This is a genomic window from Synechococcus sp. RS9916 (genome assembly GCF_000153825.1).
Classification (GTDB): Bacteria; Cyanobacteriota; Cyanobacteriia; order PCC-6307; family Cyanobiaceae; genus Synechococcus_C.
The window spans coordinates 2,399,985-2,424,854 of record NZ_DS022299.1 but is presented as its reverse complement, the minus strand read 5'-3'; the positions used below and the strand labels follow the sequence as shown (position 1 = coordinate 2,424,854).

General features: G+C 62.8%; 23 protein-coding genes and 1 tRNA gene. 13 read left to right on the top strand and 11 right to left on the bottom strand.

Annotated features, from left to right (window positions below; genetic code table 11):
- Positions 1-58 precede the first annotated feature (58 nt).
- Positions 59-517: a DUF4079 domain-containing protein gene (locus tag RS9916_RS12115; RefSeq protein ID WP_007099727.1), complete on the bottom strand. Its 459-nt coding sequence runs from the start codon at positions 515-517 to the stop codon at positions 59-61.
- A gap of 54 nt (positions 518-571) precedes the next feature.
- The gene (purH, locus tag RS9916_RS12110; protein WP_007099726.1) at positions 572-2,134 is read right to left on the bottom strand and encodes a bifunctional phosphoribosylaminoimidazolecarboxamide formyltransferase/IMP cyclohydrolase; all 1,563 of its coding nucleotides are present in this window, start codon (positions 2,132-2,134) and stop codon (positions 572-574) included.
- A 58-nt stretch (positions 2,135-2,192) separates the two neighbouring features.
- Here purH and RS9916_RS12105 point away from each other — a divergent pair, with 58 nt between their 5' ends.
- Positions 2,193-2,828 (top strand): alpha/beta hydrolase, encoded by a 636-nt coding sequence (locus tag RS9916_RS12105; RefSeq protein WP_007099725.1) that lies wholly within the window; start codon positions 2,193-2,195, stop codon positions 2,826-2,828.
- A 30-nt stretch (positions 2,829-2,858) separates the two neighbouring features.
- On the opposite strand, the gene RS9916_RS12100 is transcribed toward RS9916_RS12105, so the two are convergent.
- A complete protein-coding gene (locus RS9916_RS12100) occupies positions 2,859-3,227 on the bottom strand; it encodes a DUF3155 domain-containing protein (RefSeq protein WP_007099724.1) in 369 nt (122 codons plus the stop codon).
- Between the two features lie 351 nt (positions 3,228-3,578).
- Here RS9916_RS12100 and RS9916_RS12095 point away from each other — a divergent pair, with 351 nt between their 5' ends.
- Positions 3,579-4,727: a sensor histidine kinase KdpD gene (locus tag RS9916_RS12095; RefSeq protein ID WP_007099722.1), complete on the top strand. Its 1,149-nt coding sequence runs from the start codon at positions 3,579-3,581 to the stop codon at positions 4,725-4,727.
- Here the strand turns inward: RS9916_RS12095 and cobS are convergent.
- Positions 4,672-5,463: an adenosylcobinamide-GDP ribazoletransferase gene (cobS, locus tag RS9916_RS12090; protein WP_007099721.1), complete on the bottom strand. Its 792-nt coding sequence runs from the start codon at positions 5,461-5,463 to the stop codon at positions 4,672-4,674. The genes RS9916_RS12095 and cobS overlap by 56 nt on opposite strands.
- Before the next feature lie 73 nt (positions 5,464-5,536).
- On the opposite strand from cobS, the gene tgt reads away from it, so the two are divergent.
- Together tgt and RS9916_RS12080 are read left to right on the top strand one after the other, a co-directional pair.
- Positions 5,537-6,655, top strand: coding sequence for a tRNA guanosine(34) transglycosylase Tgt (gene tgt, locus RS9916_RS12085; RefSeq protein ID WP_038024625.1), 1,119 nt, complete (start codon positions 5,537-5,539; stop codon positions 6,653-6,655).
- 31 nt (positions 6,656-6,686) lie between these two features.
- Positions 6,687-6,830 (top strand): photosystem II reaction center protein K, encoded by a 144-nt coding sequence (locus RS9916_RS12080; protein WP_007099719.1) that lies wholly within the window; start codon positions 6,687-6,689, stop codon positions 6,828-6,830.
- 123 nt (positions 6,831-6,953) lie between these two features.
- Here RS9916_RS12080 and RS9916_RS12075 read toward each other — a convergent pair whose 3' ends face one another.
- The gene (locus RS9916_RS12075; protein WP_038024624.1) at positions 6,954-7,688 is read right to left on the bottom strand and encodes a WecB/TagA/CpsF family glycosyltransferase; all 735 of its coding nucleotides are present in this window, start codon (positions 7,686-7,688) and stop codon (positions 6,954-6,956) included.
- 49 nt (positions 7,689-7,737) lie between these two features.
- Here RS9916_RS12075 and RS9916_RS12070 point away from each other — a divergent pair, with 49 nt between their 5' ends.
- Positions 7,738-10,950 carry a glycoside hydrolase family 15 protein gene (locus RS9916_RS12070; protein WP_007099717.1) on the top strand — a complete coding sequence of 1,071 codons (3,213 nt, stop codon included), beginning with the start codon at positions 7,738-7,740 and terminating at the stop codon, positions 10,948-10,950.
- Between the two features lie 33 nt (positions 10,951-10,983).
- On the opposite strand, the gene RS9916_RS12065 is transcribed toward RS9916_RS12070, so the two are convergent.
- The 4 genes from RS9916_RS12065 to RS9916_RS12055 all read right to left on the bottom strand — a co-directional run bounded on the left by RS9916_RS12065 (position 10,984) and on the right by RS9916_RS12055 (position 13,970).
- Positions 10,984-11,988 carry a Gfo/Idh/MocA family protein gene (locus RS9916_RS12065; RefSeq protein WP_007099716.1) on the bottom strand — a complete coding sequence of 335 codons (1,005 nt, stop codon included), beginning with the start codon at positions 11,986-11,988 and terminating at the stop codon, positions 10,984-10,986.
- Positions 11,989-12,047: 59 nt separating this feature from the next.
- Positions 12,048-13,364, bottom strand: coding sequence for a hemolysin family protein (locus RS9916_RS12060; protein WP_007099715.1), 1,317 nt, complete (start codon positions 13,362-13,364; stop codon positions 12,048-12,050).
- Between the two features lie 13 nt (positions 13,365-13,377).
- Positions 13,378-13,450, bottom strand: a tRNA-Ile gene (locus tag RS9916_RS14625).
- A 13-nt stretch (positions 13,451-13,463) separates the two neighbouring features.
- On the bottom strand, positions 13,464-13,970 hold the full coding sequence (locus tag RS9916_RS12055) for a hypothetical protein (RefSeq protein ID WP_007099714.1): 507 nt from the start codon (positions 13,968-13,970) through the stop codon (positions 13,464-13,466).
- An 84-nt stretch (positions 13,971-14,054) separates the two neighbouring features.
- Between RS9916_RS12055 and pyrE the strand changes: the two genes are divergently transcribed.
- Positions 14,055-14,612 (top strand): orotate phosphoribosyltransferase, encoded by a 558-nt coding sequence (pyrE, locus tag RS9916_RS12050; protein WP_007099713.1) that lies wholly within the window; start codon positions 14,055-14,057, stop codon positions 14,610-14,612.
- Positions 14,609-15,451, top strand: coding sequence for a folate-binding protein YgfZ (locus RS9916_RS12045; RefSeq protein ID WP_007099712.1), 843 nt, complete (start codon positions 14,609-14,611; stop codon positions 15,449-15,451). The genes pyrE and RS9916_RS12045 overlap by 4 nt, the downstream gene beginning before the upstream one ends.
- Positions 15,452-15,487: 36 nt before the next feature.
- Here RS9916_RS12045 and RS9916_RS12040 read toward each other — a convergent pair whose 3' ends face one another.
- Positions 15,488-16,981: a TM0106 family RecB-like putative nuclease gene (locus RS9916_RS12040; RefSeq protein WP_007099711.1), complete on the bottom strand. Its 1,494-nt coding sequence runs from the start codon at positions 16,979-16,981 to the stop codon at positions 15,488-15,490.
- 65 nt (positions 16,982-17,046) lie between these two features.
- On the opposite strand from RS9916_RS12040, the gene RS9916_RS12035 reads away from it, so the two are divergent.
- The 6 genes from RS9916_RS12035 to RS9916_RS12010 all read left to right on the top strand — a co-directional run bounded on the left by RS9916_RS12035 (position 17,047) and on the right by RS9916_RS12010 (position 24,080).
- Positions 17,047-18,507, top strand: coding sequence for a phosphoglucomutase/phosphomannomutase family protein (locus RS9916_RS12035; RefSeq protein WP_007099710.1), 1,461 nt, complete (start codon positions 17,047-17,049; stop codon positions 18,505-18,507).
- A gap of 34 nt (positions 18,508-18,541) precedes the next feature.
- Positions 18,542-19,129, top strand: a complete 588-nt coding sequence (gene rdgB, locus RS9916_RS12030; protein ID WP_007099709.1) for an RdgB/HAM1 family non-canonical purine NTP pyrophosphatase — start codon at positions 18,542-18,544, stop codon at positions 19,127-19,129.
- 75 nt (positions 19,130-19,204) lie between these two features.
- On the top strand, positions 19,205-20,242 hold the full coding sequence (locus RS9916_RS12025; protein ID WP_007099708.1) for a hypothetical protein: 1,038 nt from the start codon (positions 19,205-19,207) through the stop codon (positions 20,240-20,242).
- Positions 20,242-21,297 (top strand): Glu/Leu/Phe/Val dehydrogenase dimerization domain-containing protein, encoded by a 1,056-nt coding sequence (locus tag RS9916_RS12020; protein WP_007099707.1) that lies wholly within the window; start codon positions 20,242-20,244, stop codon positions 21,295-21,297. The genes RS9916_RS12025 and RS9916_RS12020 overlap by 1 nt, the downstream gene beginning before the upstream one ends.
- The gene (locus tag RS9916_RS12015) at positions 21,294-22,481 is read left to right on the top strand and encodes an FAD-dependent oxidoreductase (RefSeq protein ID WP_007099706.1); all 1,188 of its coding nucleotides are present in this window, start codon (positions 21,294-21,296) and stop codon (positions 22,479-22,481) included. Before RS9916_RS12020 ends, RS9916_RS12015 begins: the two co-directional genes overlap by 4 nt.
- Before the next feature lie 30 nt (positions 22,482-22,511).
- Positions 22,512-24,080: a BCCT family transporter gene (locus RS9916_RS12010; RefSeq protein WP_007099705.1), complete on the top strand. Its 1,569-nt coding sequence runs from the start codon at positions 22,512-22,514 to the stop codon at positions 24,078-24,080.
- Positions 24,081-24,094: 14 nt separating this feature from the next.
- Here RS9916_RS12010 and RS9916_RS12005 read toward each other — a convergent pair whose 3' ends face one another.
- Complete coding sequence (locus RS9916_RS12005) at positions 24,095-24,832, bottom strand: SIMPL domain-containing protein (protein WP_007099704.1); 738 nt, start codon at positions 24,830-24,832, stop codon at positions 24,095-24,097.
- Positions 24,833-24,870: the final 38 nt, after the last annotated feature.

Genomic DNA, 24,870 nt, shown 5'->3' with positions numbered 1-24,870 from the left:
ACCGCCCTTTTTCGCATCAAGATGTCTGAGGCGCCAGGTGTGATCGCCCCCAGCAGCGTCAGCGGTTGGTCCAGATCTTGTTGACGATCTCGAAGCCGCTGACGGCCTGCCAAAGGAACAAGGTGAGCATGCCCATGTTCAGACCCACATGGGCCTTACGGGCAATCAGATTGCCTTGCTGCATCAGCGGAGAAAGAGATGCTGCTGCTGCAATCATCCCGGTCATCGCCAGGCCCACCAGCAGGTGAGGGCCAACGAAAAGCTTGCCATTGTTGAGGTAAGTGACGGCCATACCTCCAAGGGTGCCGAACACCATCACGGCCAATACGGCACTTCCCCAGAGGTAGTGACGCTGAGCAAACTTGCCGGGGATCAGAGCTTTACGCTGCTCCGGGGTGCCTGTACGCACCTTCTTGGCCTTGATGCCCAAGAACATGGCGTAGCCACCGGCGGCCAGCAGCATCAACATCATCAAGGGATGTACAAAATTAAGGCTGAAAGGAAGGACGGCCAGCATCAGAGGAAGCGTTGCGTTGAAGGAGGCTAGAACCACGCCCCTCCAAGCGGCTGCTCAGTGCAGAAAATGACGGCGACCGGTGAGCAGCATCGCCAGGCCGAGCTCATCACAGGCCTTGATCGAATCGGCATCGCGCATGCTGCCGCCGGGGTGAATCACAGCGGTGATGCCATGGCTGGCCGCCAAACGCACCGTGTCGTCAAACGGGAAAAAGCCATCACTGGCCAGCACAGCCCCTTTGACCTGATCGCCAGCCGCCTCGAGAGCCAGGCGGGCCGAGCCCACACGGTTCATCTGCCCAGCGCCAACGCCCAAGCTCTGGCCACCCTTGGCCACCACGATGGCGTTGGAACGCACATGGCGCACCAGTTGCCAGGCGAATTGCAAGTCAGCGCGTTCCTGATCCGTCGGAGGGCGCTGGGTGGCAACAGTCCAGCTGGTGGGATCAATGGGCTGATCATCGAGGTCCTGAACCAGCACACCGCCGAGGATGCTGCGCACGTGGTTGTGGCCTGCAGCGTCAATCGCAGCCGGAGCGAGTTCCAGTAAGCGCAGATTGGCCTTAGCAGCCAGCAGTTCGCGGGCTTCGGCCGTGAATCCCGGAGCCACCACGCACTCCAGGAACAGGCTGGTGAGTTCCCGGGCCGCGGCCGCATCCACCTCCCCATTGATGGCCACGATGCCGCCAAACGCGCTGACCCGGTCAGCATCGAGGGCCCTGGTGAGCGCGTGGGCCACACCATCACCCACGGCCACACCGCAAGGGTTGGTGTGCTTCACCACCACAGCCGCTGGTTGCTGAGCAGGGTGGCGACCATCCACGCCGAAACCAAATTCCCGCACCGTGGCCAGTGCCGCCTCGAGGTCGAGCAGATTGTTGGTGCTCAACTCCTTGCCTTGGAGCTGAAGCGCCCCGCCCCAACCCTGCTTGGGCTGGCTGTACCAACGGGCTTGCTGGTGAGGGTTCTCGCCGTAGCGCAAGGTCTGGCGAAGGGGCACGGCATCCAGCCAAGGAGCGGCATCGGTCTCCACCTGAGCCCCCATCCAGGTGCTGATCGCCGTGTCATAGGCAGCGGTGTGCTGAAACGCCTCCAGAGCGAGCTGACGACGCAGATCAGCCGGCACGCCCCCACCGGAGCCTTGCAGCGCTTCTAAAACGTGGTCGTACTGATCCGGGCTGGTGAGCACCGCCACATCAGCGTGGTTTTTGGCTGCAGCCCGCACCATGGCCGGACCACCGATATCAATATTTTCGATCGCCTGATCCCAGGTGACATCGGGCCGAGCCACCGTTTCCCTGAAGGGATAGAGATTGACCACCACCAGGTCAATCAGCGGAATGTGCTGCTGCTCGAGATCGGCGCGATGGGAGGCGTCTTCACGCTTGGCCAGGATGCCGCCGTGCACCCGTGGATGCAGCGTCTTGACGCGTCCTCCCAGGATCTCAGGTGCTCCTGTGTGTTCCGCCACCTTGGTCACAGGCAAGCCGGCCTCTTGAAGCACCTTGGCCGTACCGCCGCTGGACAACAGCTGATAGCCATGCTGACGATGCAAAGCCTCCGCTAAAGGCACCAGGCCCGTTTTGTTGGAGACACTCAGCAGCGCGAAAGGTGCCATGAGATCGCAGCAAGATCGGTCCTGAGCCAACCTACGCAGCAACGCTCCGGCAGCTCCGATGCCTTCAGCCGCTCCAGCCCCTCTTCGCCTTCAGCCCGACGCAGACCCTCGGGGGCGCCTGGTGCTGCTGCATGGCTGGGGTGCGGATGCTGATGATCTGTTGATGCTGGGCGAGACCTTGGCCAAGCGAACGCAGCTCCCCCTGGAGTTGGTGGCCTTACCGGCACCGGAGCCTCATCCACAGGGCGTGGGACGTCAGTGGTATGGCCTCTTCCCAGCCGACTGGGATACCGTCCCCAGCGCCGAGGCTGCCTTACGCAGCCGGCTGACGGCACTGGAGGATGAGGGAGTTGCCCTGAACCGCACTGTGGTGCTGGGGTTCTCCCAAGGAGCCGCCATGGCCCTGTCCACCGGCTGCGACTTACCCCTTGCCGGTCTGATCGCCTGCAGCGGCTACCCCCATCCCCACTGGAGCGCACCGGCAGAACGGCCTCCGGTGCTACTGATCCACGGCCGCCAAGACGAGGTGGTGCCTTGCAGTGCCGCCGAAGAAATCCAACGTCGCCTATCCAGCGGACGTGCGGACGTGAGCCTTACAACCTTCGACGGCGGCCACACGATTCCAGAGAGCGTGTTTTCCGTCATCAGCAAAGCCCTCAACACCTGGCTTGAACAAGCCGGGCGTGAGGGCTGACTCTCTGAGGCGAATCGCCAAAGGGCGGCTTCAGACGAACGCGTATTCGTACTCTTCCATTTCCTCCCAATCGTCGGAGGCCAGCTCCAGGCCTTCGAAAATCACCTCTTCGCCGACGTTGTCAACGATGGAGCGCAGGGAAGGGAAGAGGAAATGATTTTCCTCGGCGTATTGGGCGCTGAACAGGCCCTTTTCGCCCCAGAAGAAATGATCAGTGGTGTGCTCATTGCGACGCACACGCAGCAAGGCTGGTGGGGTGATGCAGCCTTCTGCCAAATAGCGACGCGCTGCCGTCACCGGCTTGTGTTCACCAGTTTCGAGATGGTAGGTGGGCACATGGGCGAGGACCCGCTGTCCCGCCAAACGGCGGCGGCTGATCCGCTTGCGCTTCTTTGACATGATTAAGGAGACCCTGTGAGGGCGATAGAGGGAGCAAAGAGCAGGACAAAAGTCCAGACGTCAGCAGCCAGAGCGACTAGCAGTGCGGGAATCCCCACCCCACACATAGACACGTGACAAACCACCACCGAAAATATCGGCGTCGACAGAGACGAGTTGTGTTCAACCTCTGCTGTAGCCTTGCTTTTGCGGAAAATGCAAGCAAAGCCGGCTCGACAGTGACGCAAAGCCGCCTCGAGGGCGTCGTGCTATCGGTCGTTGGTCAGATCTTAAGACTTTTTCCCAATTTTTCAAGCCCCTGGCAGAAGGCAAGCCTGGAGGGCGTCTGTATCGAAGGCCACCATTGACGCCATGCAGCTGACGGAACGTTTTCTGCAACTGGTGCGTCAACAGCTCGAAAGCCTCGGCACAGCGGGCTGTCTGACCCATGTCGTGCTGTACGCAGCCCAGGGACAACACGATGAAGCCGCCAGCCTTGTGATGGTGGACCAATGGCCCGATACCGCCCCGCCGCTACCGGCTGCCCAAGCAGACCCCACACTCCGGACTCCCTGCCCGGAACGTCGTTGGTACCCCCTGCGGGAAGGCAACGTCTTGCTGGGCGCCCTCCGCGCTGAACGCCAGAGCGATCACAGATGGAGTCAGGACCTCGATCAACGTCTGCAGGCCAGTGCCAGTGCAATGGCCCAGTGCCTCAGCCTTGATCTGGAGCGAACCCGGCTGCTGGAGCAACTGGAGCAGCAACGCCTTCAGCTCAATCTGATGGTGCACCAGTTGCGCAACCCGCTGGCAGCCCTCCGCACCTATGCCCAGCTCCTGCTCCGCCGCCTTGGCCCTGACAGCGACCACCGGGCTCTCGTGGAAAACCTGCTGCAGGAGCAGGGGCAACTGGATCGCTATGTCAACGCTCTCGACCGCATCGGTCATCCCACGAATCGCTTGATCAGCGACACATCCACTCCACTGTTACTGCCGCCCGTCCTTCCTGATCAGCCCCCAATCACCCTGCAAGAGCTCTTGACACCACTGGCTGAGAGAGCAGCCGCCACAGCAGCCCTGCAGGGACGGGCATGGCATGGCCCTGATCAGTGGCCAACGTGGATGCAACAACCACGGCCTGCCGCAGACGCCGTGGTGGCCGAAATTCTGGCCAACTTGATGGAGAACGCTTTTCGCTACAGCCCCTCAGGGGCTCCCCTTGGGCTGCTCTTGTTCGACCAGGGACTGTGCCTCTGGGATGGAGGCCCTCCGATTCCAGTCGAAGAACGGGAGCGAATTTTCGAACGAGGGGTCCGTGGAACGAGCAGCCAGGACCGCAGCGGCAGTGGCCTCGGACTGGCCCTGGGACGCCAACTGGCCGAAGAGCGGGGCGGGACGCTAGCCCTCGCGAATCGTCCCGCCGATCTGGATCCCGCACTTCCTGATCAGGGCAATGCGTTTGTGATCACCTTGCCAACGACACAGCCAGAGGCTGCAGCAGCGCCAGCAACACCAACATGAGGGTTGCGGTCCAGACCACGCAAGCCCCGTAGCTGTCACCGGTGTGCCCACCCAAGCGGCGTCCAAGCACCTCAGCGACGACAAGACCGGAGGCCAGGCCAACCAGGAGCATCACGCCCAACAAGACCCCCTGACCGACGGCGACTACCACCGTCAGGGTCACCACAATCACCAGCAACGAAGGCCGAGCCTCCCGCCAGCCCCGTGCTCCCTCCCGGTGAAATCCAGCCGTTCCATCTTGTTTTAGATAGGGAAAACGGACCACAGCCCAGAGAGGAGAGCAACGGCTCAAAAAGCCCACCGCGGCCAACACCCAAGGCATCCCCATCGGGACTCGCTCTGCCAGGCAAAACAACGCACCCATTTGCAGCAGCAGCACGAAAGCCAATGCCTGCACACCACTGGCCCCGACACGGCTGTCCTCCATGGCTTCCAGTCGGCGGGAGGCTCCGGCTGCAAGGCCATCAGCGGTGTCCATCACACCATCGAGATGCAATCCCCCGGTGACCCAGGCCTCCAGGGCGATCAACACCGGCACCGTGGCCAGCAGGGGCCACCCCAGGCCCTGGAGCAACAGCCAAACAGCGATCTGCAACGCGGCGATCACCAGACCAATCCAGGGCGCAAAGCGAGCGATGCGCTGAAATCCTGGCTGAAGCCGCGGCCAAGCCGGCAACACGGAATAAAACACCCAAGCTCCGGCGAGATCGCGCAACCAGGACGGGGCGACGGCCATCGGCGGGAGCGGTGCAGCACCGGAGCTGGGGATCCAGCTCACCGTAGGGTCAGGGATGGCCCCGGTTTGGCCCGTGTTCCGTTTTCAGATCGACGCCCACTGCAGCCACACCCAAGCGCGCTGTGGCTGCTTTCACACACCCCATGGTCCGGTGACCACGCCGCGATTCATGCCCGTGGGCACCCTCGGCACCGTCAAAGGGGTGACCACTGAACAATTGGCGCAGACAGGCGCCCAGATGGTGCTCTCGAACACCTATCACCTGCATTTGCAACCGGGTGAGCAGGTGGTGGCTGATGCCGGTGGCCTGCATCGATTTATGGGCTGGGACGGCCCGATGCTGACCGACTCTGGCGGCTTCCAGGTGTTCAGCCTGGGGGACCTCAATCGCATCGACGACCACGGCGTGGATTTCCGTAACCCCCGGGACGGCAGTCGCATCCTGCTGACGCCGGAGAAATCGATGGAGATCCAAATGGCCCTTGGGGCCGATGTGGCCATGGCCTTTGACCAGTGCCCTCCCTATCCAGCCACGGAAAACGACGTCGAAGAGGCCTGCCGGCGGACCCACGCCTGGCTCGCCCGATGTGCCGACGCCCACACCAAATCGGATCAAGCTCTGTTTGGCATCGTTCAAGGTGGCTGCTACCCCCATCTCCGCGACCTGAGCGCACGCACGACCGCGGATTTCGACCTGCCTGGCATCGCCATTGGCGGCGTGAGCGTGGGCGAACCCGTGGAGGAGATGCACCGCATCGTTCGCCAGGTGACCCCGTTGCTCCCCAGTGATCGCCCCCGCTACCTCATGGGGATTGGGACGCTGCGGGAGATGGCCGTGGCTGTCGCGAACGGCATCGACCTCTTCGACTGTGTGCTGCCAACACGCCTCGGACGGCATGGCACCGCCCTTGTGGGAGGCGAACGCTGGAATCTGCGCAATGCCCGCTTCCGCCACGACCACACGCCCTTGGATCCCAGCTGCAGCTGCGTGGCCTGTAAAGGCCACACCAGGGCGTATTTGCATCACCTGATCCGCAGTGAAGAACTGCTGGGACTGACGCTGCTCAGCCTGCACAACCTCACCCATCTGATCCGCTTCACCACCGCCATGCGGCAAGCGATTCAAGACGGCTGTTTTTCAGAGGATTTCGCTCCCTGGGATCCGGAGTCGCCGGCCCATCACACGTGGTAGCGTCCGCTCAACGAACCTAGACATCCCCGGGATGGCCGCCACCACACTCGATCTTCTGGCCCAACTGCCCGAGGCTTATCAAGCCTTCGGTCCGCTTGTCGACATCCTGCCGATCATTCCTGTCTTCTTCCTGCTTCTCGCCTTCGTTTGGCAGGCATCCGTCGGCTTCCGCTGAAGCCTTCAAGCATCGGACCAAGCGCCGATTCACAACTCGATTTCCACCTCCTGTCCAGCTGGTTCTGCCAGTGGGCGGGATTTTTTTTTGCGCTGCCTGCATGGAAGCGAAAGGCAGCGTCAACTAGCCGCGGCGGAGCACCGCCCAAGCGAACGCTGGCAGCGACAACATCCGACGCCAACGGCTGGGCTCCTGCACCAATCGGTAGAGCCATTCCACCTGGAAACGACTCATCCACTGGGGAGCCCTCTCTTTTACACCAGCCCAAACATCAAAGCTTCCACCCACACCCATCCAGAGCCCAGGCTGCCCCTGACGGACGCGCAGAGCCCAGGTCTCCTGGCGTGGCACACCCAGGGCCAGCAGCACCAAGTCGGGCTTCTGAGCATGCAACTGTGCTTCGATCCCTGGCCAGGCTTCAGCAAACTGATAACCGTGCTCCGTCATCGTCAGGCGCAGGGCAGGAAGCTCCTTGGCCAGCCGCTGACGCAAACGCTCCATCACTTCGGGTGCTGCACCGATCAGCGCCACCGTCCAACCATGACTTTCGGCGTAGCTGAGTAGATCACGAGCCAACTCAATGCCGGGGCTGCGTCGCACCTTCACCCCTTGGCGTGACAAGGCCCAGACCACACCCGCCCCATCGGGGATCACCAAGTCAGCGGCGGCAATCGCCTCGCCCAACTGCGGATTGGCTCGTGCCGTCATCGTCATTTCCGCATTGAGCGTGACGATCTGGCCGCCTCCCCGCGCATGCAGGCCAATGGCCGCAGCCGTCACATCCCTGCAGGCATCAACACCGACCCCCAGCACCCGATAACGCCGTTGATCACACGGATCGGTACTGAGGACGTCCATCCGAGTTCCGGCAACAGGGGAGAATTTAAGGCCGGTCGGCCAGGAGGTCATGGTTCTGACGCAACCCAGCCCTACCGATGCACGCTCAGACCAGGAGCAGCAGGACCTACTGCTGCAGTTGGATGACGCGATCGCGCGGGTGGTGCTGAGTCGCCAGCATCCGATCACCGGCCTGCTCCCCGCCAGCACGGCCCACACGGTGCATGGCAATTACGGCGATGCCTGGGTTCGCGATTGCGTTTACTCGATCCAGTGCGTCTGGGGGCTCGCCCTTGCCCACCGACGGCATTTCGGCCAAACCACACCCCGCTCCTGGGAACTGGAGCAGCGCGTCCTGGCCCTGATGCGTGGATTGCTCAACGCAATGATGCGCCAGGCCCACAAGGTGGAGCGGTTCAAAACCACGTTCCATCCCCTCGACGCACTCCACGCCAAATACGACACGGCGAGCGGGGACACGGTGGTGCCCGACAACGGCTGGGGCCATCTCCAGCTGGATGCGACCTCATTGTTTTTGCTGCAGCTGGCCCAGCTCACCCGCGGTGGGCTGACGGTGGTGAGCAGCCGCCACGAAGCCGATTTCGTGCAGAACCTCGTGTATTACGTGGCCCGGGCGTATCGCATTCCCGATTACGGCATCTGGGAGCGCGGCGACAAAGGCAACCACGGCCTCCCAGAGCGCAATGCCAGCTCTATCGGCATGGCCAAAGCCGCTCTGGAAGCACTGGAAGACCTCGATCTGTTTGGCGCTCACGGGAACGGCAGTATGCGCGTTGTGATTCCCCAGGGATCCCTCGTGCGCCTGCGTCGCGCCCTGCAGGGACTGCTGCCCCGGGAGTCAGCCAGCAAGGAAGCCGATAGTGCCTGTCTGTCGGTCGTCGGCTATCCCGCCTGGGCCGTTGAGGATCCCCAGCTGGTCGCCCGCACCCTTGAACGGGTTCGCCGCGAACTCGGCGGACCCTATGGCTACAAACGTTTCCTCCGTGACGGCCACCAGACCGTGGTGGAAGACGTCAGCCGGCTGCATTACGAACGGGATGAGCTAGCCACCTTCGAGGGAATCGAATCGGAATGGCCCCTGTTTCTGGCCTACGAACTGCTCACCGCCTGCTGCGAGGAACGCTGGAACGACGCCCGCCATTGGCAGGAACGGCTGAAACCACTGGCGGTAGAGCAAAACGGTGAGCAGCTGTATCCAGAGCTCTATGTGGTGCCGCAAGAGGCCCTGGAAGCGGAACGCGACCAGCCGGGAAGCCAGCAACGCCATGCCAACGACAATGTGCCGCTGCTCTGGACCCAGAGCCTCTCCTGGTTGGGGGAGATGCTCCTGAGCGGTCTGCTTCTGCCAGAGGACCTGGACCCCTGCGGTCGGCGCTTGCCGGCCATGCCAGGCGCCGATCAGGTGCTGGTGGCCCTGGTGCCAGCCAATGCGCAGCAGGCTCAGGTGATGCGGGATCGGGGCATCCCCGTCACCGATCCGGAGACCGGGAGGGTGCGCGTTCAACCATCCGCCTGCCTCAGGCAGCGGCTACGCCCCTTGGGCGCCAATGGGGGGCTTGGCCTGAGCGGATATCCACCGATCCGGATGGAATCGGCGGTCACCGCCCGCTTCTATCGCCATGGCGAGCACCAGCTGGCCTTCCCTCCGGCCGTGCTGGAAGACGACACCTTCTATCTCGCGGATGACCCGAGCCAGTTGGTGGAGACCGTGCTCAATGAATTGCACCTCCTGCAGCGCCACTGGCGTGGAGCCGGCGCTCCGTTGCTGCTGATTCCCATCCCGGAAGCGGTCTTTGAGCGGGCACCCGACACAGTGATGGCCCTCGCCGAGCAACTGAATCACGGGCTCATCGATGGCATTGACGTGCAGTGCGCACCACTCGATGAACTCGCCCAGCAAGGCCAATGGGTGGACCTTCCTGAAGCGCCTGCAAACCCCGCAGTCGACGGCAAGAGCGCTGAGGCCGACATTGATCCAACCCGCCTGCTGCGGGACTCCACCGATCTCGCGGATCTGACAGCAGCCCAGGAACAGGAACTCGACGACATCTCCGTCAGCGAACTGTGTCAACGGCTCTGGACCAGTGCGTCATTGCGGGAGCAAGCCGAAGTGCTGGAACTGCTGCAACGTCGCCTCGGGGGGCAGCCTCGACTGGAGGGACCTGGCAGCACCACGATCGGCCTACGGGTGCTGGCGGAGGAGATCTATCGCCGCGGCCTTCAGCAACAGGACTGGAATGTGGTGCGCCGGTGCGCCGGCGTGCTGGGCCTGGTGCACCCTCAGCTGGAAGATGCGCTGATCGACCTGCTGGCGCGCCAGAAGACCGTGGTGGTGGGCCGCAACTACACCACCGACTCCAGCCTCAGCCAGCCTTTGGGCAGCGGCTCGATCGCCTCTCTGATCCGCCGAACCTGCGGCTCCGATGCCCGCGAAAGCAGTCTCCAGCAAGAGCTGCTGTTGGCCCTCGATGGCCTGGCCAGACGACAGCCCCAGCTGCTCAAAGGCACCCTCACCCTCCAGCTCGGGCAACTGCTGCTGCTGCTCACCTCCGAACTGGCAGCAGAGCGTCGCTGCAGCCAGGACGAAGCCTTCGAAGCACTCTGCTGCGAACCACCCCACACCCTCGGCCTGCGCCTACGGACCGTGCTCGCCGACCTGGAACACGCCAGAGCCTCCCTTCAACGTCATGAGCAACTGCACCTGAGCGGCTCAGTGCAGTGGACGGTGCCAGCGCCTCTCGATGAGCAACCCAGCGGGGGCGACTGGCTCCAGCACCGCATCCGCCTCGGGTCCCTACAACGGGTCCCCAAGGACTTCCACGCCGGCATCTGGTCTCTGCTTCAGCACTGCCGCGGCCTGGTGATCGGCGACAAGCTGGAACGGCGCAACCGCCTGACCAGCGCACTGTTGCTGGAGAAAACACCGGGTGAACGCAACTTTGCGACGCAGGTTGAGCACTTGCTCGGCCGGATCAATGCACCGGAATACCGTCAGCTCTGCAGCGAGTGCCTGCTGTCACTGATGGCCTTCACAGCAGCCAACCCTGACGTGCAGTTCGACGACGACATTGCCCTGGATGTGGTGATTGGCCACGCCGTGCGGGTCGGCTGGGGGCTCACCCACCCGGATCAGGATCCCGCTTGCTACGGCGACCACAAGGCGGCGGCCTGGGATCGGTTCTATCGCTCTTCACCAGCCCAATGCCGCCAATGGCAAATCGTCGCGCTGCGGGAACTGGCGGAACAGGAAGGACTGGTCTGACGACCCCGTGCCCTTTCAGGATCGGGCACCCAGTCAGATCGGATCGTTGAGAGGCACTCCGATCCCAGGGTGCTCAACGGCGTGCTCGATCAAATCAGCCAGCTTGAGAGCCCGGGAGGCTTGCAGGCCGTCCACTGCCGGGGTTTCACGACCCCGCACACACTGCAGAAAATGCTCGAGCTCGGCATAGAGGGGCTCGATCGAAGTGGTGCTCACTTCCTCGATGAAGCCGTCGTTGCGATACAGCAACTCACCATGGTCAGCGGAATACCACTCATGCGCCCTGCGATGAATATGCAGGTTGTGGTTGAGGAAATCGGTCTCGACAAGGCTGGATCGGCAGTGGGCACTGAGACTGCGGATCTTGCGGTGGCTCATCTTGCTCGCGGTGAGGCTGGCCACCACACCGTTGGCAAACCCAAGCGTGGCGTTGACGTAGTCGATCGGACCATCAGCCGTGCGACCGCCGGCAGCCGCCAGGCTCACCACCGGCGCCTGAGCCAGCTCAAGCACCAGGTCGAGGTCGTGGATCATCAGATCGAGCACCACCGACACATCGTTGGCGCGATCGGCATGGGGGCTGTGGCGGCGAGCTTCCAGCACCACAACTTCTTCGTTGGCCACCACTTTGGTGAGCTCTCTGAAGGCTGGATTGAAGCGTTCGATATGGCCCACCTGCAGCAAGCGGCCGTTACGGTTTGCGGCGGCAATCAGGGATGAAGCCTCTTCCTGGCTGGCAGCGATCGGCTTTTCAATCAGCACATGCAGGCCAGCATCCAGGCAGGCCAGACCAACGGGGTGGTGCAACAGGGTCGGCACCGCAATGCACACCGCCTCGACCTCCGCGAGCATGTCCCGGTAATCGGCAAACCAACGGCAATCAAATTGCTCGGTGGCCAATTGCCCCCGTTCAGGATCAGGATCAGCGACTCCCACCAGATCCGCATCTTTCAGCAGGCTCAGCACCCTGGCGTGATGCCAGCCCATGTTGCCGATGCCAATCACACCCACCTTCACCGGCACCATTGGATCGGTCATCGGTAGGTGAAAGGGGGTCTGGGCTGATTATCAGGGATCATCTGACCACCAAGCGGCGGCTAGACGTCCGAAATCTCAGGATTGTGATCCTCGGGCACGGCCGATGTCTCTTCTGGGGTGATCAAAAGCACCCGGCGAATCCGCGGGCCATCCATCGCCACAATTTCAAATTGAAGGCCAAGGTGTCGCAACGCCTCTCCTTCGGATGGGATGTGCTGCAACCGCTCCAGCAGGAAGCCCGCCAAGGTGTGGTGCTCGGCAGCTTCCGGCAGCTCCAAACCCAGCTGACGGTTGAGTTCAAAGATCTCCAGATCACCCGCGACCAGCCAACTACCGGGGGTTTGCGGAAGCGCTTCCAAATCGGGAATTTCGGAGTCCGGCTCCGGTTCTTCACCCACGATCTCTCCTGTGAGATCAGCGGCAGTGACCAAACCCTCGGTCCCACCGTGCTCATCCACCACCAGCAACAGGGGATGACCGTTGCGGATCAGCGCAAGCAGCTCAGCCAAGGTGCTGGTCTCCAGCACCCGTTCCGCCGGAATCAGATAGGGCTCCAAGGGCGAGCTCTCGTCCAGCAGGCCACGGGCGATCGGTTCCGCCAGCAAGCGCAGATCAAGGACACCCCGCACATCATCCAGGGACTGACCGATCACCGGAAAACGGGCATGGCGGGTGCTGTGCACCGCTTCCATCAGTTCGGCGAAGCGCACATCCACCGGCAAGGTGACCATGCCGGAACGCGGAACCATCACTTCGCGCACCTGGGTGTCCCGGAGGGCAAACACCCCTTCGAGGATGTTGCGTTCATCCGGACGCAGACCGGTGACGCCACCGCTCTCAATCAGGGTCTCCAGCTCCCCGGCGGTGAGTGGCGAACCGAGCGAATCCCAGCGGGCCGGCAAACCCAGCAGCTGAAGCAGAAGAGATGCCACACCACCCAAGACCGACAGAAGGGGGCGCAGCACCCGCATCACCGCTTCCAGCACAGGTGCCAGGGTGAGCGCCGCCCGTTCCGGAGAACTCAACACCCAAGCCCTGGGGAGCACCCCCGCCACCAGGGTGGTGAGCAGCACGAGCAACAGAAACCAGGCGAGGTCCCACCAGAGGCCGTCTGCAGATGCATGGGTCTGCAACCAGTCCCGGGCCACACCACTGCCAGCCCACCCCAAAGCCAGCAGCGAGAGGACGGTGCCCAACTGCGACATCAACAAGGCCCGGCGCATTCGCCGCTGCAGACGATGCACAGCGTCAGCACCGGGCACACCTTGCTCATCCAGAACGCGCACGCGGCTGGTGCGAAGGCGCAGCAAAGCGACCTCCACCGCTGCGAAGAATGCCGGCAGGACCAGCAACACAAGCAGCAGCAGGATGCGCATCAGACGGTGTGAATGGGGGTCGCGAGGATCGAACTCGCCTTAGGCGAATTATGAGTTCGCTGCATTCACCAGATTGCTAGACCCCCTTCGCAACAGGGTTTACCACAGGCCGCGCACCGGGGCACCAAAGGTCTCGACCTGCTCAACCTCCGTCTCCACCACCACAGGAGCGATCACCGCCGATCCATCACTGGCCAGGCTGCTGTCAAAACCACTGAGAATATCCACCGTGCGCCAAGGGATGGGAGCACTTTGCTCTTCCAGCAAGGCGTTGGTGGTGTTCTCCACCGCAGAACCGTCCCAAATGATCGTCTGGTCGGGGAACCCCAGACCCATCAACCGATTCCCCTCAGGACCAGCCATGGCGATCCCCAGCAGGTCAGTGACCTGATGGATCACATCAACACCGCGGGCATAGGGCGCGGTCCAGGTGTAAAAACGATTTTCAACCAAGGTGTCGGTGCGCTCCACCGGACCACAGCGGGTGACCTCCACAGGTCCTGTAGCGCTCGATGACCCAGGCGCCTCGAGGCTGGTGGTGCAAACCACCGGGCGGGCGAATGCCTGCAGCGGCAGGCCGCCTAGCGCTAAAAGCGACAGCACCACAGAGGAGTGAAGAAGGCGCGACACAACCCGGGACCCAGCTGAGCGCAAACTAGGCAGAAGATCCGCGCGAGACCAGCCCTCACCATGAGTCGCGACACCCTGTTGAACCGCCTGGCCACTGAGTGCTATCGCCATGGCACCTTCACCCTCGCTTCAGGACGCAGCAGTGATCACTACGTGAACTGCAAGCCCGTGGCACTGAGCGGCAGTGGTCTGGCCCTGCTCAGCCCAGCGATGTTGGCGTTGGTTGAAGCCGATTCCGTCGCCGTCGGCGGACTCACGCTTGGGGCGGATCCCCTGGTGAGTGGTGTCGCCATGGCAGCGGCCCAGGCCGGGCGCGATCTGGATGCCCTGATTGTGCGTAAACAGGCCAAGGGCCACGGCACCGGAGCTTGGCTGGAAGGCCCTCTACCCCCCACGGGGTCTCGCGTCACGGTGCTGGAAGACGTCGTCACCACCGGTGGCTCATCGATCAAGGCCGTGAATCAGCTGAAAGAGGCCGGCTACCGCGTCGAACGGGTGGTGACGATCGTGGACCGGGAGGAAGGGGGCCAGGAAGCCATGGATGCCGCCGGCCTGGAGTTGGTGAGTTTGTTCAGGCTCAGCGAAGTGGCGGCACGCGCCAAGGAGCTCTCGGCATGAGCGCAGCGGTTGATGAGCTGCTCTGGGATGCCAGGTTTCCGCTCCTGCGGCTGACGGGTGGAGGAACGCGCCAATTTCTGCATGGTCAAACCAGTGCCGCGATCGAACAGGCCCCCGAACAGAGCCTGATTCACACCTGCTGGCTCACAGCGACAGGCCGCGTGCGCGCACTCCTGGAAGTGCGCCTTGATGGCGAAGGAGCCGATGTGTTGGTGCTCTGCGGCGATGCGGACGCCGTCTTGGAAGGCTTTGACCGGGTGATCTTTCCGGCGGACCGCGTGAAAGTCAACGCTGCAGAGCCCCAACGACGCGTGCAGCGCCTACAGCCCGCACCCGAGCCGTTGCAATGGCAGGACGACGTGGTGTGGCCCGCCAGCCACCCTCTGCCCGACCCATGGGCTGCATTGCCTGTCGCCGATCCAGAGCAATTGGAGCAATGGCGCATCAGCCATGGACTGCCCCTGAGCAGCCAGGAACTGAATGGCGAAACCAATCCTCTGGAGTTGGGCCTTGCCGATTGGGTCAGTCTGGAGAAAGGCTGCTATTTGGGCCAGGAGACCGTGGCCAAGCTCGTCTCCCGCGATGGGGTGAAGCAGAAGCTGCGCTGCTGGACCATCCCGCAACAGGACGGCAACACCCCTCTCCCGCAAGCCGGAGACACGCTCCATGTCGCAGGCGAGCGGGCTGGCGTGATCACATCAAGCCAAAAAACAGGGCAATGCCTGCAAGGCCTGGCCTTGGTTCGACGCGGTTGTCTCGACCATCCAACCCTGACCTGGGGACCACAAGAGACAGAGGTCAACGTGCATCAGCCACCGGCCTACCGCGACTGCAGCTAACCCAATCCATCCGCCAACCCAGGCGTCGATGGTGCGTCAGGACTGCGGGGGCTGCAATCCCCCCTTCGTTGTGTCTTGCGCCAACAACCAGGCCGCCACGGCCCAGGTCGCCAGGCCATCGTCTTCGTTGTAAGTGAAGATCCAACGCAGGGTTTGGTGATGGCCCCGATCCAGAGGCCCGGACCCTCGCCACTGCCGCCACCAAAGCAGGGCCCGCGCCCCATCAACGCTGCGCTGGCGCCACTGAAACCCGAGCCAGGCCGCCACCGCTTTGAGGCCGTAGCTGTTCAGCGGCAAGCGCCAATGGCGGCGAACACGGGCATGGACATCCACCAGTCGCCGCTGCAGGGCAGCCCGTTCCCGATCACTGGCCCCCTGCCGTTGGGCCATACGTTTCAAGGCCAGCGACTCGGTCTCGCCGTAATGAAGAATCGGCCAGTCGGGGTAGTGGCGCAGAAATCGCCTTAAGCGCTGCCAGCACGCAGAGTCGCCGTGCTCCTGGAGCACCAGCAGAGGGTGATAGCGGGCCTGACTCAACTGCCAACGGCCATCGACAGCTCGGGGCAAGACCACAAAGCCATGCAGGAAGTCATCGCGGGCATCGGGGTCCGATTCGATGTCGTAAAGCAACACCCCCTTGGCCGACTCGAGTTCGGGCAAGGCTGAAGCCGGATCCAGACGCTCCACGAGTCCATCCCTCTGAGCCCGGGCCTGAGCCACCAGGGGCGCAGCCATGGCGCCGTGCTGTTCCCCGAAGCGTTCAAGTTGACCCGCCAGGCGAGTGGGATCAGCAGCAGCCAGCTCCTTCAGGCCCTGGATGCCCAAGTCCTGCAGCATTTCGCGGCGCTTCGCACCAATGCCACTGACCTCACTGAGATGGCCAGCCGCTGCCGCCTCGGCATTGCACAGCCCTCGCCAGCTGCAGAGCGTGCATTTGCGGCGGTCAGCCGCCAGGGCAGGGGGCTGGGAGCGGCGCAGATCGCCCGCCAGCTTGCCCAAGGCATCGTTCAGCTGTTTATCCAGTGCCGCATTCAGGGGCAACCGTTCTTTGTCCACACGGCGCCCAGCACCCGCCACAGCCAGTGCCTCTGGCACAGGGGCTTGTTGCAAATCGGCCAACAGCCGTCCTGCCAGAGCCAGGGGAAAACGGTGTTCACGGGTGAGCCGCCGGCCCTGCCGAGCCAGCACAGGGCGATAGGCAAAAGCACCCCAACGACTCTGCCCTTTGACACGCTGCAACAAGGCTGGGTGCGCTTCGAGGCGCAAGCCCTCAGGCCCCTCGCCACGCAAGCGCACACCCACGACGCCTTGCGCCCCATCGGCAAGCCCCGCCAAACCAGCAGCCGGTTTCTGGGGCAGCAGGGCCACAAAGCTGCGCTGCTGATCATCGAGCTGCAGGGTGCGATGGGCGGTGTAAATCCGAGCATCAGGATCACCGTGCACATCCAGCCAGGCACGGCGTCGACAACGCACCCAACTGCGCAGCAGACGGTCCGTGAGCGGCTTGTCAGCAGAAGGGGTGTCACCCATCGTCCGACGGTACGCCGGCCGGCTGCTAGATCCTGAACTGACATCCGGCCTTCCGCCTGCAGTCCATGGCTTCAGCTCCCCTGCCTCTGGCTGCCACCGCCATCAAGTTCGGCACCGATGGCTGGCGGGGCATTCTCGGCGTTGACATCACGGTGGAGCGACTGCTCACCGTCGCCGCCGCTTCTGCACAGGAGCTGGCCCATCGAGCCGCAGCCGGCAACACCAGCAACACCGTGGTGATCGGTTACGACCGCCGCTTCCTCGCCCCAGAGTTGGCGGAGGCGATTGCCGCGGCCGTGCGCGGCTGTGGTCTCCAGCCGCTGCTCGCCAGTACCCCCGTGCCTACCCCCGCCTGCAGTTGGGCAGTCGTGGAACGGCAAGCACTCGGCGCCCTGGTGATCACCGCCAGCCATAACCCTCCGGAATGGCTGGGTCTGAAGATCAAAGGACCATTCGGTGGATCGGTGGAAGGGGACTTCACCGCCGCTGTGGAGCAGCGCCTTGCCGCAGCAGGTGTGACCCCACCGATCGAAGGGGAAACGGAACGCTTTGATGCCCGCCTGGAGCACCTCAACGGACTCCGGTCCAAGCTCGACCTCGACGGTCTACGGCGCGGACTCGAGGCCATGGGACTGCAAGTGATTGTGGATCCCATGCATGGCTCCGCTGCCGGCTGCATGGCTGAGCTTCTGGGCGGAATCTCCGGCCCGGTGCGAGAGATCCGCAGTGATCGCGATCCGCTGTTCGGCGGCAATCCACCGGAGCCCCTGGCGCCTTACCTCCAAGAGCTGATCACCGCAGTGAAAGCGGCAGGCTCCTCCGGCCAGCCAGCGGTCGGGCTGGTCTTCGACGGCGACGGTGACCGGATCGCAGCGGTGGATGAAAGCGGCACCTTCTGCAGCACACAGCAGCTGATGCCACTGCTGATCGACCACTTAGCCAGGGCTCGCCAGCTGCCTGGATCGGTGGTCAAAACCGTGAGCGGCTCCGATCTGATGCGCCTGGTGGCCGAAGACCTCGGCCGCGAGGTGCTCGAGCTGCCGGTGGGCTTCAAATACATCGCCTCCGAAATGCTCGAAGGCGAGGTGCTGATTGGCGGAGAGGAGTCCGGCGGCGTCGGGTTTGGCATGCACCTGCCTGAGCGGGATGCCCTGTTTGCTGCTCTCCTGGTGCTGGAGGCCTTGGTCGAGGGCGGCCAACCCCTGGGCGCCAGAGTCAGTGCCTTGCAACAGCGTTGCGGGGGAAGCAGCCATTACGACCGGGTCGACCTGCGCTTGCCCGACATGGCCACGCGCCACCGGCTGGAACAACTGCTGGCCCAGCAACCCCCGAGGGAGATCGCCGGGAGTGTGGTGCAAGAGGTGATCACCACCGATGGCGTGAAGCTGCGGCTCGGCCCGAGCCACTGGTTGATGCTGCGTTTCTCAGGCACCGAGCCCTTGCTGCGCCTCTACTGCGAAGCACCCAACGCCGAGCGGGTCGCTGAAGTGCTGAGCTGGGCCCAAGCCCTCGCCACGTCGATCTGAACAGCAACCGCATCCCCCCTGACCCTGTAACCCGATGAGCGCACGCACTCTGGTGATCGCCAGCGGCAACGCCGGCAAGATCCGCGAATTTGCGGGTCTGCTTGAGCATCTGCCGCTCACGATGAAACCTCAACCTGAGGGCATGGAGGTGGAGGAGACCGGCCTGACCTTCGCGGAGAACGCTCGCATCAAGGCAAGGGCCGTGGCTGCAGCCACGGGCCACTGGGCCCTGGCCGACGATTCCGGACTGAGTGTGGACGCCCTGGACGGGGCACCCGGTGTGTTTTCCGCCCGCTACGCCGAAAGCGATCCCGCCCGGATCGCCCGTCTGCTCCAGGAACTGGGGGACACCGACAACCGCAGCGCTTACTTCAGCGCAGCTCTCTGCATCGCCGCTCCTGATGGCTCCGTGCTGGTGGAAGTGGAAGGACGCTGCGATGGCGTGATCACCACAACGCCACGGGGAGCTGAGGGCTTCGGCTACGACCCGATTTTCGAAGTGCTTGGCACAGGGCAAACCTTCGCCGAGATGGACCGGGAACGCAAAAAATCCCATGGCCACCGCGGCCGCGCCTTCACGTTGCTGGAGCCGCAGCTGCACCAGTTGCTCGCGGGGTCTTAATTCACAACAGAAACTGCAATCCCCTGCCAAGCAGAGGAGTGAGCTGTACGGTGCCTTCAGACGCTGACGAGGTCTATGGCCATCGCCATGACCACGGGTTACAGCGCACAGACCGAAGGCGCTCTGCTCTGCATTGAAGCCGCCTCCGACTGGGCCTTGACTTGTGTGGACAACCTGGCTGCCCAAAGCAGCCACGTGTTGATTGATTACGGCGCCGCCGACGGCGGTACTGCCGTTGGGCTCTGGCATCAGGTGCTGGACCGCCTGCATGCCAATCAGCCCGATGCCCATCTGACGCTGATCGGCAATGACCTGCCGAGCAACGACAACGTCGCCCTGGCGGAGAACCTGGCCCTGCAGATCCCTCGAGCGCCGAAACCGACGGTTCTGGTGAGTGCCCGCAGCTTCTATGAGCCATCGGTGGCTCCTGGCACGGTCAGTTTTGGCTTTTCCGCCACGGCCATGCACTGGCTGAGTGCCTCACCTGGGCCGCTCAACACGCACACCCACGTGTTGGCCTCCAACGACGCAGAGGCGCTGGAGCGCTTCACCGCGCAGGCCATGAAGGACTGGAATCACATCCTTGAGCTGCGCAGCCGCGAGCTGCAGGTGGGCGGACGCCTGCTCACTGTGAATCTGTCACGGGATGAACAGGGCCTTTACCTCGGTCACAACGGCGGTGAAACCCGCAACGTGCACGACCAGCTGCACCAGATTTGGCGCGGCATGGCCGATGAGGGGCTGATCAGCGAGGAGCAATACCGCAACGGCACGGTGAATAACTTCTACAAGTCGCCGTCAGAGTTCATGGCGCCGCTGAAGGACAGCGATTCGCCGGCCTATCGCAACGGCCTGCGACTGGTCGATGAACGCACGGTGTATGTGAAGTGTCCCTATCGCCGTCGCTGGGATGAGGACGGCAATACAGCCACGTTCGCAGCGGGGCTGATGGCCACCATCCGCAGCTGGAGCCGCCACAGCTTCGCCAGTTCCGCCGGAGACCAGGCTGCGGACACGGTCTACCAACGGCTCGAACAACGCATCGCCGATGCGCCCAGTGAGTGGAGTCTCGATTACGTCGAACACCACCAGATGATGGAACGGGTCGCCTGATGACATCAACACACGCCTCCACGCCGGCGGTGTCGGTGCTGGCTGAGCACGTCTCCGAACACTTGTCCGTGTTCGTCGTCGGAGAAGACACCGACGCCAAACGGCCGGCCAACGGCGGCCTGCGGTTGCTCAACTACCCAAGCGATGCAGCCTGCATTGCCGATGGTCAGCGTCTGGCTGGGTTGATGACCCACAAACATGACCTCTACGGCACCGGGTTTGCCGGCGGCAAAATCGTGGCCCGCGCGGCAGATCCAGAAGCCGTCAAAGACGAGCTGATCAGCGTCACCGCCGAACTGCTGGAGTCCCTTGATGGGGCCATGATCACCGGCTGTGATCTGAACACCAGCCTCGAAGACATGGAACGCCTTACGGCGTTAACTCCCCACGTGCTGGCAGCAGTGGGCAGTCCGGTCGATGCCAGTGCCGCAACAGCCCACGGCACCCTGGGCGCTGTGGAAGCTGTGCTGGGCCATGACCTGGCTGATGCCGAGCCTGGCCGCGCCTTGGTGCACGGCTGCGGTGCCGTGGGAGGCACCGTGGCGCGCACATTGGCGGATCACGGTTGGACCGTCTTCACCGTTGACCTCAGCCGTGAACGGGCTGGCTTCAAAGGGGCAACACCGCTGCCGGAGGACTGCCCGTGGTGGGAGGTGGATGTGGACTTGCTGCTGCCCTGTTCGATCTCTGGATTGCTGGATGCCTCGATGACGAAGGCCCTGCGCACCAAAGCCGTGGTGCCAGCCGCGAACGCCCCCTTCCAAGACCCGCAGTTGGCTGAAACGCTGCGAGCCCGGAACATTCCTGTACTCCCCGACCCGTTGGTCAATGCGGGAGCGGTGATCGCTGACTCGATTGAACGCTTCTCGCCCGATGCCTGGCGCACCGCGCAAGCCGATGACGTGTACGCCTTCGTGCGCAAGGAAGTCCGCAGCAGAGCCAACGAGTACCTCACGCAACGCCACGAAGGCGTCTCCGTGGGCGATGCCCTCGACAGTGTTGCCGCAGATAGCGGAACGGACCCCATTGGCCTGAGCTTCAACGACGCGTCATGACTTCTTCATCACTCCCCACCCATGCCCGCGTCGTGATCGTGGGCGGAGGCATGGCAGGCCTCAGCTGCGCAGCGGCCCTGGCCAAACGCGGCGTTTCCGATGTGGTGTTGCTGGAAGCACGCACCCTGGCCCACGCCGGGGCCAGCAGCTACGGAGAGACCCGGATGTTCCGGGAAATGTATTCCGATCCCGTGTTGTGCCGTCTTGCCCAGGAGGCGAATCGCCTTTGGCGGGAGGAAGAAAGCCAGGCCGGGGAACAGCTGCGCGAGACCCATGGGTTGCTCTTCTACGGCGAAAGCTGGGATGAAGAAACGATCGAAGGGTCGATTCCAGGCGCCCGGCGTGTGATGGACGACCAAGGCATTCCCTACGAAGCGCTGAATGCCGAGCAGATCGCAGACCGTTTCCCCCTCAAACCCAAGGCTGACTTCACCGGCCTGTTCGAACCCACCGCCGGAGCGGTGCGCAGCGACAAGGTGGTGGCCCACTGGATCCGTTCTGCCCGCAACGCAGGACACCAGCTGATTGAGCACACCAGCGTTCAACAACTGGATGCGGATGGTGGGGGCGTCACCCTCGAGAACGGGCATCACATCGCCGCTGATCAACTGGTGGTGGCCTGCGGGATCTGGAGTCAGCTGCTGCTTGCCCCCCTGGGCCTCGCACCAAAACTGGAGGTATGGCCCATGCTTTGGGCCCACTACACCGTCGATCCAGCCCTGGCGGATCGCTATCCCCAGTGGTTCTGCTTCCAGCAAGAACGAGGCGATGACGGCGGGCTCTACTACGGCTTCCCCGTCTTAAGCACCACCAGCGATGGTCGCCCCCGCATCAAATGCGGGATCGACTGGGCTCCCAAAGACCTGCGGGTTGCTGAGCCCAACGCCATGGTTAGCGAACCACCGGCTCGCTTGGTGGAACTGCTCGACACCTTCCTCTTCAACGAACTCGAAGGCGTTCAAGAACGGGTTGAGACCGTCATCAGTCCTTACTCGATGACCAGCGATGTGAACTTCGTGCTCGATCGGATCACACCGCAGTTGAGCCTGTTTTGTGGCGGGTCAGGGCAATCCTTCAAATTTGCTCCGCTGATCGGAGACTCTCTGGCCCGTCTGGCCTGTGGTGAACAGCCAGGCGTCAATCTGAGCTGCTGGAGCCACAAGCGTCCAGCAGTGCGTGCCTGAAATCAAAAAACTGCTGTCAGAAAAGACGTTATGTCCGGATCCCCTTCCAATCCTCGTCCTTGGTGGAAGCAACCACCGCTTTGGGTCGGTGCTGGACCACTGCTGGCCTTCCTTGTTTTAGCCGCCATTGATCTCAATCTGGCCAAAGACTTCACCAGCGAAGGGAAAGCCATCATCGGAAGCCTTCTCGGCGGAATTTGGCAGTGGATGGTGGCGCTGCTCTTCGTGGTTGCGATTGTGATCGCCTTAAGTCCCGTCGGCAAAGTGCGACTTGGCGGCAACGACGCCAAACCGAGCCTGAAAATGTTCGATTGGTGTGCGGTCTTGATCTGCACTCTGCTCGCCGGCGGTGGTGTGTTTTGGTCAGCGGCAGAACCGCTTTTTCACTTCATCGAACCGTCACCTGTCTTTGAAGTGATGGGTGTGAAAGGAAAAACAGCGGCGGCGGTGGATCCAGCTCTCGCCGTGAGTTTTTTGCACTGGGGATTTCTGGCCTGGGCCCTTGTCGCCACAACGACCACCATCACGTTCTCAATCTTGGAAAAGAAGGGTGAGCCACTTCGCCCTCGAACCCTTCTTGTCAATGTGCTGCCCCACAGCTGGGTGGATGGACCCATCGGCGACATTGCAGACGGGCTTTCAGTTGTTGCCGCAATCGCAGGAACAGTTGGTCCATTGGGATTCCTCTCCCTCCAACTCAGTGATGCTGCAGGACAACTACCTGGGATGACCAACAGCGCGGGACTTCAATCCCTCGTTGTCGTACTGCTAACGACTGTGTTTGCCATATCCACAGTCAGTGGAATTCAAAAAGGAATCAAATGGCTGTCTGAACTCAACGTCTGGCTGACCATTGCCCTGGCCGCTGGTCTCTTACTACTCGGACCAGGGATTTGGTTGATCCAGCATTTCTTCGGTGGTCTTGTCACCTACATCACCCACCTACCCCAAATGGCCCTGTTACCTCGCACGAAGGAGACAGGTATCTGGCTCGATTGGTGGACCGTCTTCTACTGGGGCTGGTTTTTGGGCTATGCCCCCTTGATGGGTCTTTTCACTGCAGGGGTGAGTCGCGGTCGGAGCATCAGGGAACTGGTGCTGGCGGTCGCCATCCTCTGCCCACTGGTTACCAACCTCTGGTTCACCCTGGTTGGTGGCACCGGCATGTATCTCGATCTGAACGGAGCAGACATCACTGGTGCCTTAGAGACCGACGGGATCAATGCCGCAGCGTCCACATTGCTCACCATCCTTGGTGGTCTGCCCCTGTCTTGGCTTCTGATTCCAATCGGATTGGTTCTGGTGGTCCTGTTTATGTGCACCAGCGCCGACTCCATGAGCTACGCCGCCGCGATGGTTGTCAGCAGCAGAAACGAGCCGCCTGCACCCCTCCGGCTGTTCTGGGCCTTGATGATCGGGACACTCACCTTGGTGTTGTTGCGCATCGGCACCAGCCTCACCGATCCAACATCCATCAATGCGCTGCAAGCGTTCATCGTGATTGCCGCTGTACCCGTGACCCCACTGGTGCTGGTGACGCTTTGGACCGCACCACGCCTGGCCTGGAAAGAATGGCAGCGCGGGCAGTCCACTCCCTGATCAGTTCAGGCTGATTAGTTCAAGCAATAATCCAAGTCGAGGCGCACCGACTGGCTTGGCTTCGGCGCCTCACCAGGCTTGAAACTGCGGGCTCCCATCTGTGCAGCCATTGCGATCGGCTGATACCCCCCACTGCGTTGATCGATACGCAGCAGATCAACACGACGCAACCCCAAGGCACGCGCCGTGGCCTTCGCCCGACGGCGGCCCGTCTCTAAGGCCTGCTCGAGCAACTGATCCGCCAAGGAAGCTGAACCGGTGCTGGAGGCCAGCGAGGTCATGCTGTGCAAGCGCACGGCGGGGAGGCGACCCGCCAGCTGAATGAGTGCGTCGTAGTTGGCACGACTGACCTCACCACTGAGACTGGTGCTGGCGCGTTCCCTTCGAGGTCCGGCGCTACCTCCGCCGATGGTGTAGCTGCGGGGCGCAGGGATGGTGAGCTGCCCCATAGCCAGGGCCTTGACATCAAGACGGGTCTGATCCAGACGCTCATTGAGCAGATCCATCGCCGCAGCCTTGGTGCGGGCCTCCGCTTCAAGGCCCAAACGGAAACGGAAACGATCGCTTCTGGTGGTGCCCCGTTCCTGCACCTGCATTTGCAGCAACGTGCCTCCGCAGGTCCGTTGCGAAGCCCAAGCAGGAGCTGCTGGCAACAGGCTGGAGGCGAGAGCCACAGGTGCCATTAATGCGCCAGCAACGAAGGATAGGGAGCGCAGCCGAGGCTTGGCCGCTTCACGGTTGGAGGTCGTCACATCGATCTTGCTTCAGGCTTCCATGCTGACGAGCCCGA